Source organism: Vreelandella massiliensis (assembly GCF_900155385.1).
Lineage (GTDB): Bacteria > Pseudomonadota > Gammaproteobacteria > Pseudomonadales > Halomonadaceae > Vreelandella > Vreelandella massiliensis.
In genome coordinates this window covers 892,364-907,705 of the sequence record NZ_LT699745.1, presented here as the reverse complement: position 1 = coordinate 907,705, position 15,342 = coordinate 892,364, and the positions used below count along the sequence as shown (strand labels likewise).

Below are 15,342 nucleotides of genomic sequence, written 5' to 3'. Positions count from 1 at the left end.
CTCATGTTTCACGCCGAGACAAAGGAACCTAACATGCACGATATCGCCTTGGATAAGCGCTTGGAAGCGGACACCCTCCCGGTCACCGAACTACCGCTGTGCCGGGTGCTGCTCATGAACGACACGCGCTTCCCCTGGGTGGTGCTGGTCCCCCGCCAGCCCAATGTCAGCGAAGTGTTCGAACTGTCTCCCGATGATCAAACCCAGCTCTGGCGCGAGGCCTCTGCCCTTGCAGAGGCCATGAAAGCGGGCTTTGACGGCGACAAGATGAATATCGCCACCCTCGGCAACGTGGTCAGCCAGCTGCATGTCCATCTCATCGTGCGCTATCACGACGACGAGGCGTGGCCCGGCCCGGTCTGGGGCAAGGGCACGCCAGAAACGTATGGCCTCGACCATCAGGCCGAGGTACGTGACAGACTGCTGGCACTGATTGAAGGGCTGAGTCTGGTTCCCCAGAACGACACCTAACCCCTCAGTGGGTTTGCCTCTTGGCGTGCTGACGGCTCGTTCAGCAGGGGCGTACTGGCAGGCTGCGCGGCTCCCGTCACGCTTAATGACACACCCAAGGCGACAATCACGATACCGCCGGTCAGCGCCAGCCAGCCGGCGACTTTTTGCCCGCTTTGGCGCTGCTGCTGGCTCACCAAGCGCCGTTTGGCCCAGTCGCGGGCAAACAGCGTCGCCAGCGCCAGCGCCGATACCGTCAGCGCCGTGCCCAGCGACATCGCCACCACGGCCGCCACCCCCAGCACAAACTGACCCAGCAGGCTCGCCGCGCCCAGCATCAAGACCGCGCCACTGCATGGGCGCATGCCAATCGCCCCCACGGTCATCGCGGCCGTGCGCCAATCCAGCGCCTGAGTGGGCGCCACATGGTGGGCCGCGCCGCAGCCACACGCCTCGCCGTGAGTATGATGAAACGTAGGGTGATGAAGGTCCTGGCGCTGAGGGTCCTGGAGATAAAGACCTTGGCGGTGATCGACGCGGACGAAGGGCGCAGGGCGATACGCCGCGCGAAGCTGCCTGAACGCGCGCAGACACAGCCACGCGCCGAGTAGCGCGACCAGCAGAAAACTCGCCTGCTCCACCATCGTCACGCTGCCCATGGCCTGGCGGGTCACCCACCCCAGGGCATGCACCAGCACGACCACCAGCGCGATGGCGGTAACGCCCTGCAGCATTGAGGCGGCAAACGAGAGCCCCAGCGCTCGGCGGGTGGCGCCGCCGTGGGAGGCCAGATACGTCGCCAATACGGCCTTACCGTGCCCCGGACCCGCCGCGTGAAATACGCCATAGCCAAAGCTTACGCCGATCAGCATCATCCACGTCGACGCCGAGGGCGTTTGCGACAGTTCGGTCAACGTCAGCGTTAGCGCCCGGTGCAGATCGCGCTGCCAGCCCAACAGTTGATAGCTCAGCGCCTGAAACGCACCCGCCGACACGGCGTAAGCCAACGCTGCCGCAAGCACTATCAGCCCAAATGCAATACCCCATTGACGCCCGCTTAACGACATGCCACCACCCCGGTTTCCGCGAAGTAACGCCCAAGCCCCGGCTCGCCCGTTTCGTCTCTATCCAACAGCGCCGCCTGCATGACCACTTCGGGGTCAGGGTCGGCGGGCTCGACGCGCAGGGCACAATCAAGCTCGCCGCGCAGCGTCAGGGCCGTGTCTCGCACCTGATTATCCTCGGCTTCATGCACGACTTCCAGGTAGTACGTCGGGTCGAAGATTTGATACGTCAGCTTACGCCCTTCCAGCGCTGCGGGCTCAGCCAGCGGCAAGCGAAACATAAAGTGTAAGCGTCCCTCTCGCCGCAGGGCGGTGTAATCGGCGACCTCACCCAGCGCCAGGCGCTCGCCGTTAAGCCGCACCTCGGTGAAGTAGTGCTGCCCCGCCAAGTTGTCGCGAATCTCATGGCCAAGCTGATCCAAGCCTGCGTCTAAACTCGCCGCTCCCCCCTGGGAAAGCTCTTCAAACACCACGAGGCTGTAGAAAGGATCCATCCGCCACGTCTGGTGCAGCGCCGTGGCATGGCCCTCCTCGTCTGTGACCACCTGCACGCTTATGTCGACCCAGCCGTGCGGGTGCGCATAGAGATAGGGCGATAGCCCGCCGGCGAGCAGTACCACAACGCCAATGGCGCAGCGCCGTGCGGCGCTTTGGGTTACGCTCTTCATACTCGGTTTCCTTCGTTACGCAAGAGAGTCCTCATGTCCATTCTACTCTGCCCCGACAGTTTCAAAGATGCGCTAAGCGCCCAAATGGCCGCCGAGGCGATGGCGCGAGGGATAAAACGCGCCGCGCCCCACCTGCACGTTGACCTCTGTCCCCTGGCGGATGGCGGTGAGGGCAGCCTGGCGGCGTTGATCGCCGCCACTGGCGCCGAGCAGCGCCACGCCCACGTGCACGACGCGCTGGGGCGCCCTATTCAAGCCGCGTGGGGGTGGCTTGAAGCGGAGCGTACCGCGTTTATCGAGCTAGCAGAAGCGTCCGGTTTGCAAGCGCTTGCCGATAATGAACGCAATGCCCGCATCAACTCCACTTACGGCGCGGGGGAGCTGTTTCGCCAAGCCCTCGACGCCGGCGCCGAGAAAGCCCTGCTGCTGCTCGGCGGCAGCGCGACCAACGATGCCGGCGCCGGTATGCTGGCCGCCCTGGGCGCCAAACTCCTGGATCGCGACAAACGCCCGCTCGCTCCCGGCGGGGCGGCGTTAGCCGCGTTGGACACGCTCGATGTAAGCGCCCTTGACCCGCGCCTTTCGCGCCTGCACGTGGAAGCCGCCGTCGACGTGGACAATCCGCTGCTCGGCCGCCACGGCGCAAGCCGCGTGTTTGGCCCGCAGAAAGGCGCTACCCCCGAGGAGGTCGCCGAACTCGACCGGGCGCTTGCGCATTTTGCCGACATCACCGCGCGCACCCTAGGCGTGGATCACCGCGAACTGCCCGGCGCCGGCGCCGCCGGCGGCATGGGCTTTGCCGCGCGCGCCTTTCTCGCCGCCGACCTTAAGCCCGGCATCGAGATCATCATGCAGCAGGCGGGCATGGCCCACCGGCTAGCACGCGCCGAGCTTGTGATCACCGGCGAAGGCCGCCTCGATGGCCAAAGCCTGGCGGGGAAAACGCCGATCGGCGTCGCCCGCGCGGCGCACAAAATGGGCAAACCGGTGATTGTGCTCGCGGGGAGTTTAGGCGACGGCTGGCAAGCGTGTTACGCCGAGGGCGTGACCGCCGCCTTCGCGCTGGCCGATGGCCCCATCGCGCTTAATGACGCCGTGGCGCGCACCGCCTCGCTGCTGGAAGCGCGCTGCGAAAGCCTTATTTACCTATGGCAGGCAGCGCGCACTTGAAAAGCCCGGCGGCCGCCGGCATAAACACGCTGCAACTTAAGCTGATGTTCTAACGCTATAAGCGCCATGCAAAACCTCTTTTTCACCACGGCGCTTAGACCCTTTATGCTGGAGATGTTCCGCAACCGCCGCTAACACGCGGCACTGACAAGGAGGCACCCTTTATGACCGATACCAATAGCATTGGCCTGCACACCGGCAGCGCCAGCCAGCTCGCGGAAAAGCTCAACGATTTGCTGGCCAACTATCAGATTTTCTACATGAACGTGCGCGGCTACCACTGGAACGTGAAGGGCAACGACTTCTTCGAGCTGCACGCCAAGTTTGAGGAGTTCTACACCGACCTGCTGATGAAAGTCGACGAAGTCGCCGAGCGCATTCTGACCCTGGGCCACAAGCCGGTACACGCCTATAGCGACTACGTTAAGCTCTCGCGCATTCAGGAAGATAAAGACGTTCACGACGGTAAAGCGTGCGTCAAGGGCGTACTGGAGGGGTATCAAGCGCTGATCGAGCTGCAGCGCGAAGTGCTCGCACTCGCCTCCGATGCCGACGACGAAGGCACCGCGGCGCAAGCGGGCGACTACATCCGCGAGCAGGAAAAAACCGTGTGGATGCTCAACGCCTACCTGGGCCACTGAAGCCTAAACGGCCGGCTGATAGAAAAACGGCGCCTTCAAGAGGCGCCGTTTGTGTGTCCGCAGGCAGTGATCGTGGCCGTTAGCGCGCCGTCGCCGCCAGTAGCGCTTTCAGCATCTGCCAGAACTCCGTGACCGAAGCCAGCTCGACCCGCTCGTCGGGCGAGTGGGCGCCACGGATCGAAGGCCCAAACGAGATCATGTCCAGGTGCGGGTACTTGCTGCCGATAATCCCACACTCAAGGCCCGCATGAATCACCTTGACCCCCGGCTCACGCTGCAAAAGGCTTTCATGCTGGGCTTTAAATGCCGCCAGCAGTTCGCCCTCGGGGTTGGGCACCCAGCCTGGGTAGCCGTGCTCGGCGCGCGCTCGCGCGCCCATCAGGCCAAACAGCGCCTGAAAGCGATCCACCATGGCCGTCACCGCGCTATCGTGAAGCGAGCGCACCAGTGCGCAGAGGTGAAAGCGCCCCGCGCTGAGGCTGACCACGCCCAAATTGTTGGAGGTCTCCACCACACCCGGCACATCGGCGCTCATGCGCTCCACCCCGCAAGGGGCGGCGTGAAGGGTCGCCACCAGCATGGCGCTGGCGTCATGGGTCAACGCCTCACCGTCAAAAGGCGCAGGCGCCGCCGTAAGCGTCAAGCCGTTATCCAAGCGGCCCTGCTCGCGTCTCAGCGTCTCTTCCAGCGTTTTCACCTGCGCCATCGCCGCCTCGACGCTGTCCGAGGGCAGCACCACGGTGGCAAACGCCTCACGGGGGATGGCGTTACGCAGAGTACCGCCACTATAAGCGGCGAGCCGCGCGCCAAGCGGCTCCAGCATACGCAGCACGCGCACCAGCAGGCGGTTGGCATTGCCTAGGGGCTGGTGGATATCCATGCCCGAGTGGCCCCCTTTAAGCCCGGTCAGCGCCAGCTCAAGGCCGCGCTCTTCGGCGCTTATCGCCGCCGTGGGTAGCTGGGCGTCCACCACCACGTCGCTACCGCCGGCGCAGCCGATGTACACCTCGCCGCGCTCCTCGGAGTCAAGGTTGATCAGGCGCGCGCCCTCAAGCCAGCCCTCGGCCAGATTCAGCGCGCCGCCCATCGAGGTCTCCTCTTCCAGGGTGAAAAGCGCCTCCAGTGGGCCGTGGGTCAAGGTGTTATCTTCCAGCACGGCAAGCGCGGCCGCCACGCCAAGGCCGTTATCCGCCCCAAGCGTGGTCCCGTCGGCGTGCAGCCAGCCCGCTTCGACGTAAGTGCGAATCGGGTCGCGGCTGAAGTCGTGCAGCGTGCCGGCATTCGCCTGGGCAACCATGTCCAGGTGGCCCTGAAGAATGACGCCCGGCGCGTTTTCGCTGCCGGGCGACGCCGGCTTTTTGATGCGCAGATTGCCGAAGGCGTCGCGATCGTGCGCCAGCCCCTGGGCATCGGCCCACGCTTCTAGCGTGGCCACCAGCGCCGCCTCTTCACCGGAGGGACGCGGTGTGTTGCACAGGGTACGAAAATGGCGCCATACCGGCGCCGGATCGAGCGTTTCAAGGTGTTCGTTCATGTTAGCTCCAAAATTTACCGGGCTACTTTACCGCCCTGCCGACCGCGCCGCTAGAGCAGCGCCGCCACTGCCTCGCGTAGCGCGGCAGTGGCAGCCTTGTGGCCTTCGGCTAGCAAACGGTTTTGAAACGCCCAGCCGGCCACGCCGAGAAGGGCCTCTTGCTGCGCGGGCGTCAGCGTTTGCTGGGCGGCGTTGACCGCGAGTGCTTGCAGCGCGGCCCGCGCCAGGCGTGGATCGCGCCGGGCGTACGCCACATCCATGGTGTCTTGGTGTAGTACCGCGCTTAAGCGACGTCGCGGCCCATCACCCAGTAGCTGCACCAATACATCAGCGGGCAGCGCGCGCAGCTCAAACGGCAAAAGGCTGAAGAGCCCCGCGTGAAAGCGCTCGCACAGCTCGGTTAAGACGCGCTCGCCCCGGGGGCTGAGCGCCCTGGCCACCATAACGGCGAACTCGCCGGTGGCGGTATCCCGGGAGATGCCCACCCGCACCGGGATAAACCCCGCTTGGCGCCAGAAGCGCACAAGCCCAGCCTCGGCGCCAAACGTGGCCCCAAAAAGGTCAGCGCCCTCATCGCGGGCCGCCTCGATCTCCGCCGTCAATAACGCCTGGCCATGGCCGTGACGCCGCGCCTCGGGGTGAACGGCGATGCGCGTCACCCGGCGCCAATGCGCCTCTACCGCACGACGGCAACCACCGTGGGCCGCCAGCGACTGCGCCAACAAGTGCCCTTGGGGGCGGCGCTCGCCTCGGGCGACCTGCTCGGCAAGCTCAGGGGCAAAGCCGCCCTCGCGGCGGGTCACCACCACGCCCTGCGGCGCATCAATAGGCCCGGCCACGCGAATCTGCGTCGCCGGGCCGTCCAGCAACTGGCGCACATCCGCCGGCGAAGTGCGGTAGTGCGACTGCACCAGCAAGCCAAACAGCGCGCCAAGCGCGGTTTCATCCTGTGCCAGCCGCGCCTGGCTTACGCGGCAAGAGGGGCCGCTAGCGTGGGTGAGCGGCGGCAGCGGCGCTTTTAATAGCAGCAATCTGTTGAGGGTCGCCTCCAGCGGGTCGCCTTGGCGCCAGCGGATGGGGGTCTCAAGGGTCAGCTCGCGCCACTGCGGCGCGTGACGGTCAAGCTGGTCGCGAAAGCGCAGCGCAAAGCCGCGCCCCGAGCCTTCATAGCCGTGCACCGTGGTGGCGAACGCAATGCGCGGAAAGGCCTTCAGCCAACGGCCCAGCAGCGCGGCGGGAATCGCGGCGGCTTCATCCACCAGCAAATAACCGCCATCGCCGCCGAGCTCGCCGCTTTCAACCCCGGCGCTCAGCGCATCCGGGGCGATAAAGGCCACACGCTGCCCGCTGGGGAGTCGCACCTCATGAGATGAGGGCCGTTCACTTAGTGGGCACAGCGCGGCCACACGCTCAAATAACGGCACCACGGCAGCCGGTCGCGGTGCGGTGACCCAAATCGTCTCAACGCCTTGGCCCAGCAGCCGCGCGCAGGCAATCCCCAAAGCCGCGCTCTTGCCGCGCCCGCGATCGGCGGTGATCACCAGCGGGCGGCGGCGCTTAAGCGCGGTGAGCCTCGCTACCGCCTGGGCCTGGTCAACGCTCAGACACTCCGTGTCCGTGGGCGGGCTGGTGCGAGGCGGCGCGGCGGGCAAACGCGGCAAATGCACCCCCTCCCCTGCTTGCCAGCGAATCACGCCGGGGTCGTCACACAGCAAGCGGGCAAGCCGCCCCAGATAGTGGGACGTGAGGGTTTCCCAAGCGTAGGGGTAATCCGCCAGGCGGCGATAATCACAATCCGGGGCGCTGCCCCAGTCGGGCGGGGTGATCAGTACCAGCAGGCCACCGGGAATCAGCGTGCCGCCGAGCGCGCCGAGGGCGTCCGGGTCTAGCCCGCCGCTTGCGGCATCAAAGATGATCAGCTGATGCTCTTGGCCTAGCCGCGTGCGCGCCTGCGAGGCCGGCAAGACGGGTATATCAGCGGCGAGCTCTGGGTTTTCCGGTACGCGTTTTTGATAGCTGCCCACCCAAAGCGGCGCTTGCCAGTTGCGAGCGCTCCAGAGCCTTCGCGCTTCGCGGTAGGCATGGGCGGGCTCACCCGAAAGCCACAGCCATTGGCGAAAGCCACGGCGCTCAAGGCGTTGCCTATGCACAAGCACCGCAGCCAGCGCGGGGGGTAAACCTAACGGGCGTTTAACGTGGCGCATAAAATGGCGCTTTTAAATTGGTCAAACGCTTACGACTTTGGTTGTAAAAATATCGATTTTTCAACGCTTTGCTCCCTAGCCCTCGTCATAAAAGCTTCGCTAAATAAATACAACTTATTGATAAATATAGACTTTAAGAAATTCTCACTACGCATCGGCGTTGATCCGTCATTTTTTACTGATATTGCGCTGCAGCCGGGCGTCTGTGCTAATTTGTTGTCGTGATGGCAGGCAGATAACTTACGTTAACGTAAATATTTGTTTGCACGGTAGGGCGCTACTTGCGCAATTCGCAACAAGTAGTGGCTTCAATAACGTTATTAACCCTCAAGCCATTGATTAAAATCGCTTAACCGAATAACGCTAATCGCCAACCTCATCAGGAAGTTAAAATGACAAAGATGACCAAATTTGCCGTTACCGGCCTTGCCGCGGGCATCGCCCTCGCCGCGCTCTCCTCCACCGCGCACGCCCAAGAGCAGTGGACCATGACCACGACCTGGCCGGATAACCTGGATCTGATCAAAATCGATCAGCACTGGGTTGATATGGTCAACAAACTGGCCGGCGACGAGTTACAAATCAACTTCCGCGCGGGCGGCACGCTGATGCCCGGCACCGAGGTGTTTGACGCCACCGAAACCGGAGCGATTCAAGCCGCCGGCGATTGGCCCGGTTACTGGGCTGGCCGCAGCCCGGCGTTCTCGCCGCTAGCTACCACCACCAGCTTGTTCAACGGGGTCGACTACCTCAACTGGATTCAGCAGTGGGGCGGCTTTGACCTCTACCAAGAGGTGTACGGCGACTACAACATGGTCTACCTGCCCTACGGTATTACCAACAACGAATCCGGCTTTATGGGTAACACGCCGATCGAGAGCATCGCTGACCTTGAGGGCAAACGTCTGCGCCTCTCCGGCCGTGACCAGGGCCGCGTACTTGAGAAGCTTGGCGGCTCCCAGGTCACCCTGGCCGGCGGCGAAGTCTATCAGGCGATCGAGCGTGGCGTGATCGACGCGGGTGAGTTCTCCACGCCGGGCGTCGACTACAATGCCGGCTTCTCCGAAGTGGCCGATTACTGGTCCACGCCTGGCTGGCACCAATCCGCCAGTGTGTTCGGCGTGATGATCAACAAAGACGCCTGGGATGCGCTGCCGGAAGAGACGCGGGAGATTCTGAAAATCGCCGCCGAAGCCACCATGACGTGGTCGCTCTCATGGTCTGAGCGCACCTCTACCGATGCGACAATCAAGTTCCGCGAAGACGGTGTTGAAATCACCACCCTCGGCGAGGAAGATCTTGCGACCATCCAGGACGCCACCAACGAAGTGATCCTGCGCGGTGCTTGCGAAGATCCGATGCATGCCAAGGTCTACCACTCCATGATCAGCTACATGGAGCACTACGCGAACTGGCGTGACCTGACCGTGCCGTACAACATGAGCCGCTCCATCGACAACCTGCCGTCTCTCGAAGAAATCGAAGCCTGCATGTAATCCACCCCCGATACCGCCTCGGCGCTTGCGCCGGGGCGGTTTTTTCGTCAAGAGCCTTCATTAAGAACCGGGAGACCTCCCATGCATGCGATCGCAAAAGCCATTGATTCGTTCAATGAGCTCTTTGGGCGAATTGTGGCGCCTCTTATCGCGGTCATCACGCTGATTGTGCTGTATGACATCGCGATGCGCTTTTTCCTTGGTCGCCCTAGCGACTGGGCCTTCGATGTCACCAAAATGCTCTTTGGCGCCCACTTTATGCTCATGGCCGCCTACGGCCTTCGTCACCACGCCCACGTGGAAGTCGATGTGCTAAAGCGCCTGTTAACGCGTAAAAAACAGGCAATCCTGGAGCTGATCGGTTATCTGGTATTTTTCGTGCCGTTTATCTGGCTGATGCTGACCCAGGGCTGGGCGTTTTTTGAGCGCTCCTTCAGCCGTGGCGAAACCACCTACGGCATGGTCTCGATCCCGGTTTATCCGGTGAAAGGCGTGATCGTGCTCGCCGCTGTGTTGATCTTGCTCCAGGCCATTGCCATCGTACTGCGCGCTATTATTGAGCTGCGTGAGGAGAACCACGCATGAGTGCAGAATTACTGACCGTCGTGATGTTTAGCGGCCTACTGATCGGCCTGTTCATGGGCCATCCGCTGGCCTTTGTGCTCGGCGGTGTTGCCGTGGTTGGCGCCTATTTTGGCCCCGGTATCAATACCCTCGGCATCATCATCAATAACGTCTATGGCAACGCCATGGATAACTACGTCCTCGTGGCGATTCCCCTGTTTATTTTAATGGCGCGCTTTTTGAACGACTCGGGCGTGACCGAGAAGATGTTCGATGCCATGCGCCTGCTGCTCGCCAACCTACGCGGCGGATTAGCGCTGACCGTGGTCGTGGTCTCGGTGCTGCTGGCCGCCACCACGGGTATCGTCGGCGCCTCCATTGCTGTCATGGGCATGATTGCCCTGGTGCCAATGCTGAAGTACGGCTACAACAAAGAGTTAAGCGCCGGTGTGATCATGGCCAGCGGCTGCCTGGGGATCTTGATCCCCCCTAGCATCATGCTGATTTTGATGGCGAGCTACTCCCCGGTGTCGGTAGGGGCGCTGTTTGCTGGCGCGCTCGTGCCCGGCTTGATGCTCGGGGTGATGTACGCGCTGTATGTGCTGATCATCTGCTTTGTCAAACCCTCTTACGGCCCCAAGGTGCCAGCCGAAGAGCGCGCAGAAGTCAGCACCAAAGAACTTCTGATCATGCTGGCGAAGTACGTGGTACCGCCGATGTCGCTGATCCTGGGGGTACTGGGCGCGCTGTTCACCGGTATCGCCACTGCGACCGAGGCTTCGGCCATTGGCGTGTTCATCGCCTTTCTCCTGTTCATGATCTTTGGCGACCGTAAGCTCTCCACCTGCTACCACACCCTGATCGAGGCGGGCAAAACCACCACCATGGTGATGCTGGTGCTGGTCGGCGCCACCGCCTTTACCGGGGTGTTCTCCCTGGGCGGCGGCATGACCGTGATCAGCGACTTGGTCCTCTCGATGCCCGGTGGCACCGTGGGTGCCCTGCTCTTGATGCTCTTTTTGGTGTTTATTCTGGGCATGTTCCTCGACTGGACGGGCATCGTGCTGCTGAGCTTCCCCATCATGCTGCCCATCGTGGAGAGCATGGGCGTCGATGTGCTGTGGTTCGTGGTGATGGTGGCCGTGGTGCTGCAAACGTCCTTCCTCACGCCGCCGTTCGGCTACGCGCTCTTCTACCTCAAAGGGGTGGCGCCGCCGGGGGTTGAAATCGTGGATCTCTACAAAGCGGTGATTCCCTTTGTCGCGATCATCCTATTCGCGTGTATCCTGATGGCGTTTTTCCCGGCGTTGATCACCGGCCTGCCGGCGATACTGCTAGGCTAGACGCTTTCTGCGTTTCAGCATCGCTGCGCCGCCTGCGTTACGCCAACGCAGGCGGCGTTTTTTGGCTCGCAGGTTTTGTACACGGTGAGCGCTCAGGTGCTACTATTCGCGACTGATATTTCATCGCATTATCGCTGCGTGACGCTCACACGCCGATCGTTTCTCAAGGAGGGTTCACTTGTCCCATTCAGACAGTCGCGGGCTTTCTGCCCTCACCGAACGCTTCTTCAGCCGCGTCAACGGGTGGTCAGTGACGCTTTTCTTGATTGCGCTCACCGTCGCGCTTCCCGTTATTGTCATTTTCGCCCACATCTTCATGCCCACCGGAGGCGTCTGGCAGCACCTCGCCAGCACCGTGCTCCCGCGCTATTTAACCAATACGTTCTGGCTGGTGCTGATTGTCGGTACCGGCACCCTCTTGATTGGTACGGGGACGGCGTGGCTCGTGGTGATGTGCCGCTTTCCGGGCAAGCGCCTGTTCGAGTGGGCGCTTTTGCTGCCGCTGGCGGTGCCCACCTATGTGATCGCCTACGCCTACACCGATTTTCTCCAGGTCGCCGGCCCCTTGCAGACCCTGCTGCGCGATACCTTTGGCTGGGCGTACGGCGACTATTTTTTCCCTGAGATCCGCTCGCTTGGCGGTGCCGCGGCACTGATTACGCTGGTGCTCTATCCGTACGTGTACCTGCTGGCCCGGGCCTCTTTTCTGGAGCAGTCGGTGTGCGTGCTGGATGTGGGCCGCACCTTGGGGCGCGGGCCTTGGCACCTGTTTGCCACGGTCGCCGTGCCGCTGTCGCGCCCCGCGCTGGTAGGCGGCGTATCGCTGGTGTTGATGGAGACGCTCAACGAATTCGGCGCGGTGCAGTACTTCGGCGTCGATACCTTCACAACAGGGATTTATCGCACTTGGTTCGGCCTCGGCGAGCCGGTGGCCGCCGCGCAGCTCGCGGCTTGCCTTTTGACCTTTGTGGTGGCGCTGGTGCTGATCGAGCGCGTCTCGCGCGGCAAACGGCGTTACTTTCACTCCACCAACCGCTACCAGCAACTGCCGGAGTACCCGCTCCACGGGTGGCGCGCGGCGAGCGCCTTTATCGCCTGTTTACTGCCGGTGTTGATCGGTTTTTTGCTCCCCAGCGCGATTTTGCTGCAGATGGCCATCGTCGAGGGCGATTCGCTGTTCGGCACGCGTTTTATCAGCTTCGCCTTCAATAGCCTTTCGCTTGCGACCCTTGCCGCGCTTCTCGCGGTGGGCATGGCGATGCTGTTGAGCTACGGCGTGCGCATCCACAACACCCCCTTCGCGCGGGTCAGTTCGCGGATTGCCGCCATGGGTTACGCCATTCCCGGCTCGGTCGTGGCGGTCGGTATTTTGATTCCCTTTGCCTGGCTGGATAACGCCATTAACACCTGGCTACACGCCCATTACGGCCAGATTGTCGGGCTGATTTTTAGCGGGTCGGCGTTTATTTTACTTTACGCCTACGTGGTGCGCTTTTTGGCGGTGTCGTTTAACGCCGTGGAAGCGAGCCTGGGCAAAGTCACGCCGAGCATGGACGCCGCCGCGCGCACGCTGGGGCAAACGGCGGGCGGCACGCTGCGGCGCATTCACACACCGCTGATGCGCAGCAGCCTCTTGGCGGCCGGGATTTTGGTGTTTGTCGACGTCATGAAGGAGTTGCCGGCCACCATAATTTTGCGCCCGTTCAACTTCGATACGCTGGCCGTGCGCGCACACAACCTGGCCGCCGACGAACGCCTAGCGGAGGCCTCGACGGCCTCGCTCGCGATCGTGGTGGTGGGGATTATTCCGGTGATTCTGTTAAGCGTGGCGATGCGTCGCGCTCGTCCCGGCAGCAGCGTCGGGTGAGGCAAACACGAACACCTGGGAAAGGTCCAGGTGGATATCCACGGGCTGCCCTTCATCGGGGAGGAAAAGCCCCGGTACCCGCGCGTGCAGGTGCGCTTCATCGCCCTGGCTCCCGTGGGCGCACAGGTGGAGCAAGCTGGTGCGACCCAACAGTTTGGCCATGATCACATGGCTTTGGTCGTGGTTTTTGGGGTCTCCGTCGCGTTCGGCAACCCGCAGCGCCTCGGGGCGAATCATCACTTTCGCCTGACTCCCTTCGGGCAGCCAGCCGGCTTCGACGCTTCCCACTGGCGTTGCGACCTTGCCGTTTTTCACCGTGCCATCAAGTTCATTCACCTCACCAAAAAACGTCACCACAAAGGGGTCGTTAGGCGCGCAGTAAAGCTCGCGCGGGGTGCCTACCTGAATGATCCTGCCGTCGCGCATCAGGGCGATGCGATCGGCCATGAACATCGCCTCCTCCGGGTCGTGGGTGACCAGCAGCGTTGCCGCGCCGACTTTTTTCAGTACATGGAGGGTGTCGTCGCGGATTTGATCGCGCAAGCGCGCATCCAGGCTGGAAAACGGCTCATCCAGCAGCATTAGCCGAGGCTCGGGAGCCAAGGCGCGGGCCAGCGCCACGCGCTGCTGCTGCCCGCCGGAGAGCATGTGCGGGTAGGTTTGCGTGTAGTTGGCCATGCCCAACTGCGCCAACAGCGCCTCGGCGCGCTTGCGCCGCTTGGGCGCGGGCATCTTTTTGAGCCCGAACATGACGTTTTCCAGCACGGTGAGGTGGGGAAACAGCGCCGAATCTTGAAAGGCCAGCCCGACGTTGCGCTTTTCGGGCGGCACATGGCGCTGCCCCGGAGCGGCGATCACATCGCCTTCGAGGGCCACGCTGCCCTCTTGCAGGACTTCAAGCCCGGCGGCAATGCGTAGCAGGGTGGTTTTTCCGCACCCGGAAGGCCCGAGCAAGCACACCACTTCGCCGGGCTCAATCTCCAAGTCGATGCCTTTCACCACGGTATTGCCATCAAAGGTATGGCGCACGCCGCTCAGCGTCAGTGCACTGGCTGGCGCTGCGACTTCCGCTGTGTTCATCGTGACCGTCATGACAACTCCGCCGTTGAGAGGATTGAAAGGTATTTGCATTCTATTTTCTATTGACCACCAATGCACCCTTCTTGCTCGATCGCCTTCACTTTGGATGGTTTTCTTTCTCATTGGCTTGACGCGACATGCGCTAAGCGTTTAAATGAAAGCGTTTAGTAATGCAACGTATTATCATTAGCCATCAAGAAAGAGGACGTTCGACGATGAAAACCGCACGTTTTGCAGCGCCCGTTGCAGCCGTTCTAGTGGGTAGCGCTTTTGCCAGCACGGCACTGGCCAACGAGATCAACTTGTACTCCGCGCGCCACTACGACTCCGACGAGCGCCTTTACACCGCCTTTACCGAAGAGACCGGTATCGAGGTTAATGTGCTCGAAGGCGACTCCGATCAGCTGATCGAGCGTATTCAGCGCGAAGGCGTGGCCAGCCCCGCTGACGTGATGATGACCGTCGACGCTGGTCGCCTGTGGCGCGCCGAGCAAGACGGCATTTTCCAGAGCGTTGAGTCGGATGTCCTCAACGAGCGTCTGCCGGAAGCCATGCGCCACCCAGAGGGCAAGTGGTTCGGCTTTAGCCAGCGTGCGCGGGTGATTTTCTACGACCGCGAGAACTTCGACCCGAGCCAGATCAGCTCCTACGAAGACTTGGCCGACCCGCAGTTCGAAGGCGAAGTGTGCATTCGTTCGTCCAACAACATTTACAACCAGTCTCTGCTGGCCTCGATGATCGCCCATCACGGTGAAGAGGGTGCAGAAGAGTGGGCCCAGGGCGTCGTCGATAACATGGCGCGCGACCCGGAAGGCGGTGACACCGATCAGATTCGCGGCGTTGCCAGCGGCGAGTGTGACCTGGCCGTTGCCAACCACTACTACTACGTGCGCCTGCTGAAGTCGGACGATGTCGCCGACCGTGAAGCCGCGCGCAAAGTGGGCATTATCTTCCCCAACCAAGACGGTCGCGGCACGCACGTCAACGTTGGCGGTGCTGGCGTGGTTGAAGGCGCACCCAACCGCGAGAACGCCGTACGCTTCCTTGAGTTCTTGGCCTCCGACACCGCCCAGGAAGTCTTCGCCTCTGGCAACAACGAATTCCCGGTGGTGGATGGCGTGAAGCAAGACCCGGTGCTGGAGTCTTGGGGCAACTTTGAGAAAGACGACCTGAACATCAGCGAGCTGGGTGAAAACAACCCTGAAGCGATCCGCATCTTCGATCGCGTTGGCTGGCGTTAAGCCCGGCGCGCCCTCGCGCG

General features: G+C 62.3%; 13 protein-coding genes. 8 read left to right on the top strand and 5 right to left on the bottom strand.

From position 1 onward, the window contains the following. The first annotated feature begins 33 nt into the window (after positions 1–33). Complete coding sequence (locus tag BQ9846_RS08885; protein WP_075881706.1) at positions 34–471, top strand: HIT domain-containing protein; 438 nt, start codon at positions 34–36, stop codon at positions 469–471. Here the strand turns inward: BQ9846_RS08885 and BQ9846_RS08880 are convergent. Both BQ9846_RS08880 and BQ9846_RS08875 read right to left on the bottom strand, forming a co-directional pair. After that, positions 468–1,517 (bottom strand): nickel/cobalt transporter, encoded by a 1,050-nt coding sequence (locus tag BQ9846_RS08880; RefSeq protein ID WP_075880644.1) that lies wholly within the window; start codon positions 1,515–1,517, stop codon positions 468–470. The genes BQ9846_RS08885 and BQ9846_RS08880 overlap by 4 nt on opposite strands. Then, the gene (locus BQ9846_RS08875; protein ID WP_083651536.1) at positions 1,508–2,182 is read right to left on the bottom strand and encodes a DUF1007 family protein; all 675 of its coding nucleotides are present in this window, start codon (positions 2,180–2,182) and stop codon (positions 1,508–1,510) included. Before BQ9846_RS08875 ends, BQ9846_RS08880 begins: the two co-directional genes overlap by 10 nt. 33 nt (positions 2,183–2,215) lie before the next feature. On the opposite strand from BQ9846_RS08875, the gene BQ9846_RS08870 reads away from it, so the two are divergent. Together BQ9846_RS08870 and BQ9846_RS08865 are read left to right on the top strand one after the other, a co-directional pair. Beyond that, the gene (locus BQ9846_RS08870) at positions 2,216–3,352 is read left to right on the top strand and encodes a glycerate kinase family protein (RefSeq protein ID WP_075880643.1); all 1,137 of its coding nucleotides are present in this window, start codon (positions 2,216–2,218) and stop codon (positions 3,350–3,352) included. Positions 3,353–3,516: 164 nt separating this feature from the next. Then, positions 3,517–3,993, top strand: coding sequence for a Dps family protein (locus BQ9846_RS08865; RefSeq protein WP_075880642.1), 477 nt, complete (start codon positions 3,517–3,519; stop codon positions 3,991–3,993). 79 nt (positions 3,994–4,072) lie between these two features. Here BQ9846_RS08865 and BQ9846_RS08860 read toward each other — a convergent pair whose 3' ends face one another. Continuing rightward, a complete protein-coding gene (locus tag BQ9846_RS08860) occupies positions 4,073–5,527 on the bottom strand; it encodes an aminoacyl-histidine dipeptidase (RefSeq protein WP_075880641.1) in 1,455 nt (484 codons plus the stop codon). A gap of 50 nt (positions 5,528–5,577) precedes the next feature. Continuing rightward, positions 5,578–7,731: a tRNA(Met) cytidine acetyltransferase TmcA gene (locus BQ9846_RS08855; RefSeq protein ID WP_075880640.1), complete on the bottom strand. Its 2,154-nt coding sequence runs from the start codon at positions 7,729–7,731 to the stop codon at positions 5,578–5,580. Positions 7,732–8,123: 392 nt separating this feature from the next. Here BQ9846_RS08855 and dctP point away from each other — a divergent pair, with 392 nt between their 5' ends. The 4 genes from dctP to BQ9846_RS08835 all read left to right on the top strand — a co-directional run bounded on the left by dctP (position 8,124) and on the right by BQ9846_RS08835 (position 13,001). After that, on the top strand, positions 8,124–9,227 hold the full coding sequence (gene dctP / locus BQ9846_RS08850) for a TRAP transporter substrate-binding protein DctP (RefSeq protein WP_075880639.1): 1,104 nt from the start codon (positions 8,124–8,126) through the stop codon (positions 9,225–9,227). 81 nt (positions 9,228–9,308) lie between these two features. Continuing rightward, a complete protein-coding gene (locus BQ9846_RS08845; protein WP_075880638.1) occupies positions 9,309–9,812 on the top strand; it encodes a TRAP transporter small permease subunit in 504 nt (167 codons plus the stop codon). Next, positions 9,809–11,134, top strand: a complete 1,326-nt coding sequence (locus BQ9846_RS08840) for a TRAP transporter large permease (protein ID WP_075880637.1) — start codon at positions 9,809–9,811, stop codon at positions 11,132–11,134. The genes BQ9846_RS08845 and BQ9846_RS08840 overlap by 4 nt, the downstream gene beginning before the upstream one ends. A 178-nt stretch (positions 11,135–11,312) precedes the next feature. Then, positions 11,313–13,001, top strand: coding sequence for an ABC transporter permease (locus BQ9846_RS08835; protein ID WP_075880636.1), 1,689 nt, complete (start codon positions 11,313–11,315; stop codon positions 12,999–13,001). Here BQ9846_RS08835 and BQ9846_RS08830 read toward each other — a convergent pair. Beyond that, on the bottom strand, positions 12,954–14,093 hold the full coding sequence (locus BQ9846_RS08830) for an ABC transporter ATP-binding protein (protein ID WP_075880635.1): 1,140 nt from the start codon (positions 14,091–14,093) through the stop codon (positions 12,954–12,956). The genes BQ9846_RS08835 and BQ9846_RS08830 overlap by 48 nt on opposite strands. Before the next feature lie 203 nt (positions 14,094–14,296). On the opposite strand from BQ9846_RS08830, the gene BQ9846_RS08825 reads away from it, so the two are divergent. Then, positions 14,297–15,322: a Fe(3+) ABC transporter substrate-binding protein gene (locus tag BQ9846_RS08825; RefSeq protein ID WP_075880634.1), complete on the top strand. Its 1,026-nt coding sequence runs from the start codon at positions 14,297–14,299 to the stop codon at positions 15,320–15,322. Positions 15,323–15,342: the final 20 nt, after the last annotated feature.

What these genes read in the sequence shown, in the direction of transcription:
- BQ9846_RS08845 (WP_075880638.1), top strand. Translation starts at nt 9,309, where the DNA reads ATGCATGCGATCGCAAAAGCCATTGATTCGTTCAATGAGCTCTTTGGG.
- dctP (WP_075880639.1), top strand. Translation starts at nt 8,124, where the DNA reads ATGACAAAGATGACCAAATTTGCCGTTACCGGCCTTGCCGCGGGCATC.
- BQ9846_RS08875 (WP_083651536.1), bottom strand. Translation starts at nt 2,182, where the DNA reads ATGAAGAGCGTAACCCAAAGCGCCGCACGGCGCTGCGCCATTGGCGTT.
- BQ9846_RS08865 (WP_075880642.1), top strand. Translation starts at nt 3,517, where the DNA reads ATGACCGATACCAATAGCATTGGCCTGCACACCGGCAGCGCCAGCCAG.
- BQ9846_RS08870 (WP_075880643.1), top strand. Translation starts at nt 2,216, where the DNA reads ATGTCCATTCTACTCTGCCCCGACAGTTTCAAAGATGCGCTAAGCGCC.
- BQ9846_RS08855 (WP_075880640.1), bottom strand. Translation starts at nt 7,731, where the DNA reads ATGCGCCACGTTAAACGCCCGTTAGGTTTACCCCCCGCGCTGGCTGCG.
- BQ9846_RS08830 (WP_075880635.1), bottom strand. Translation starts at nt 14,093, where the DNA reads ATGACGGTCACGATGAACACAGCGGAAGTCGCAGCGCCAGCCAGTGCA.
- BQ9846_RS08860 (WP_075880641.1), bottom strand. Translation starts at nt 5,527, where the DNA reads ATGAACGAACACCTTGAAACGCTCGATCCGGCGCCGGTATGGCGCCAT.
- BQ9846_RS08825 (WP_075880634.1), top strand. Translation starts at nt 14,297, where the DNA reads ATGAAAACCGCACGTTTTGCAGCGCCCGTTGCAGCCGTTCTAGTGGGT.
- BQ9846_RS08880 (WP_075880644.1), bottom strand. Translation starts at nt 1,517, where the DNA reads ATGTCGTTAAGCGGGCGTCAATGGGGTATTGCATTTGGGCTGATAGTG.
- BQ9846_RS08840 (WP_075880637.1), top strand. Translation starts at nt 9,809, where the DNA reads ATGAGTGCAGAATTACTGACCGTCGTGATGTTTAGCGGCCTACTGATC.
- BQ9846_RS08885 (WP_075881706.1), top strand. Translation starts at nt 34, where the DNA reads ATGCACGATATCGCCTTGGATAAGCGCTTGGAAGCGGACACCCTCCCG.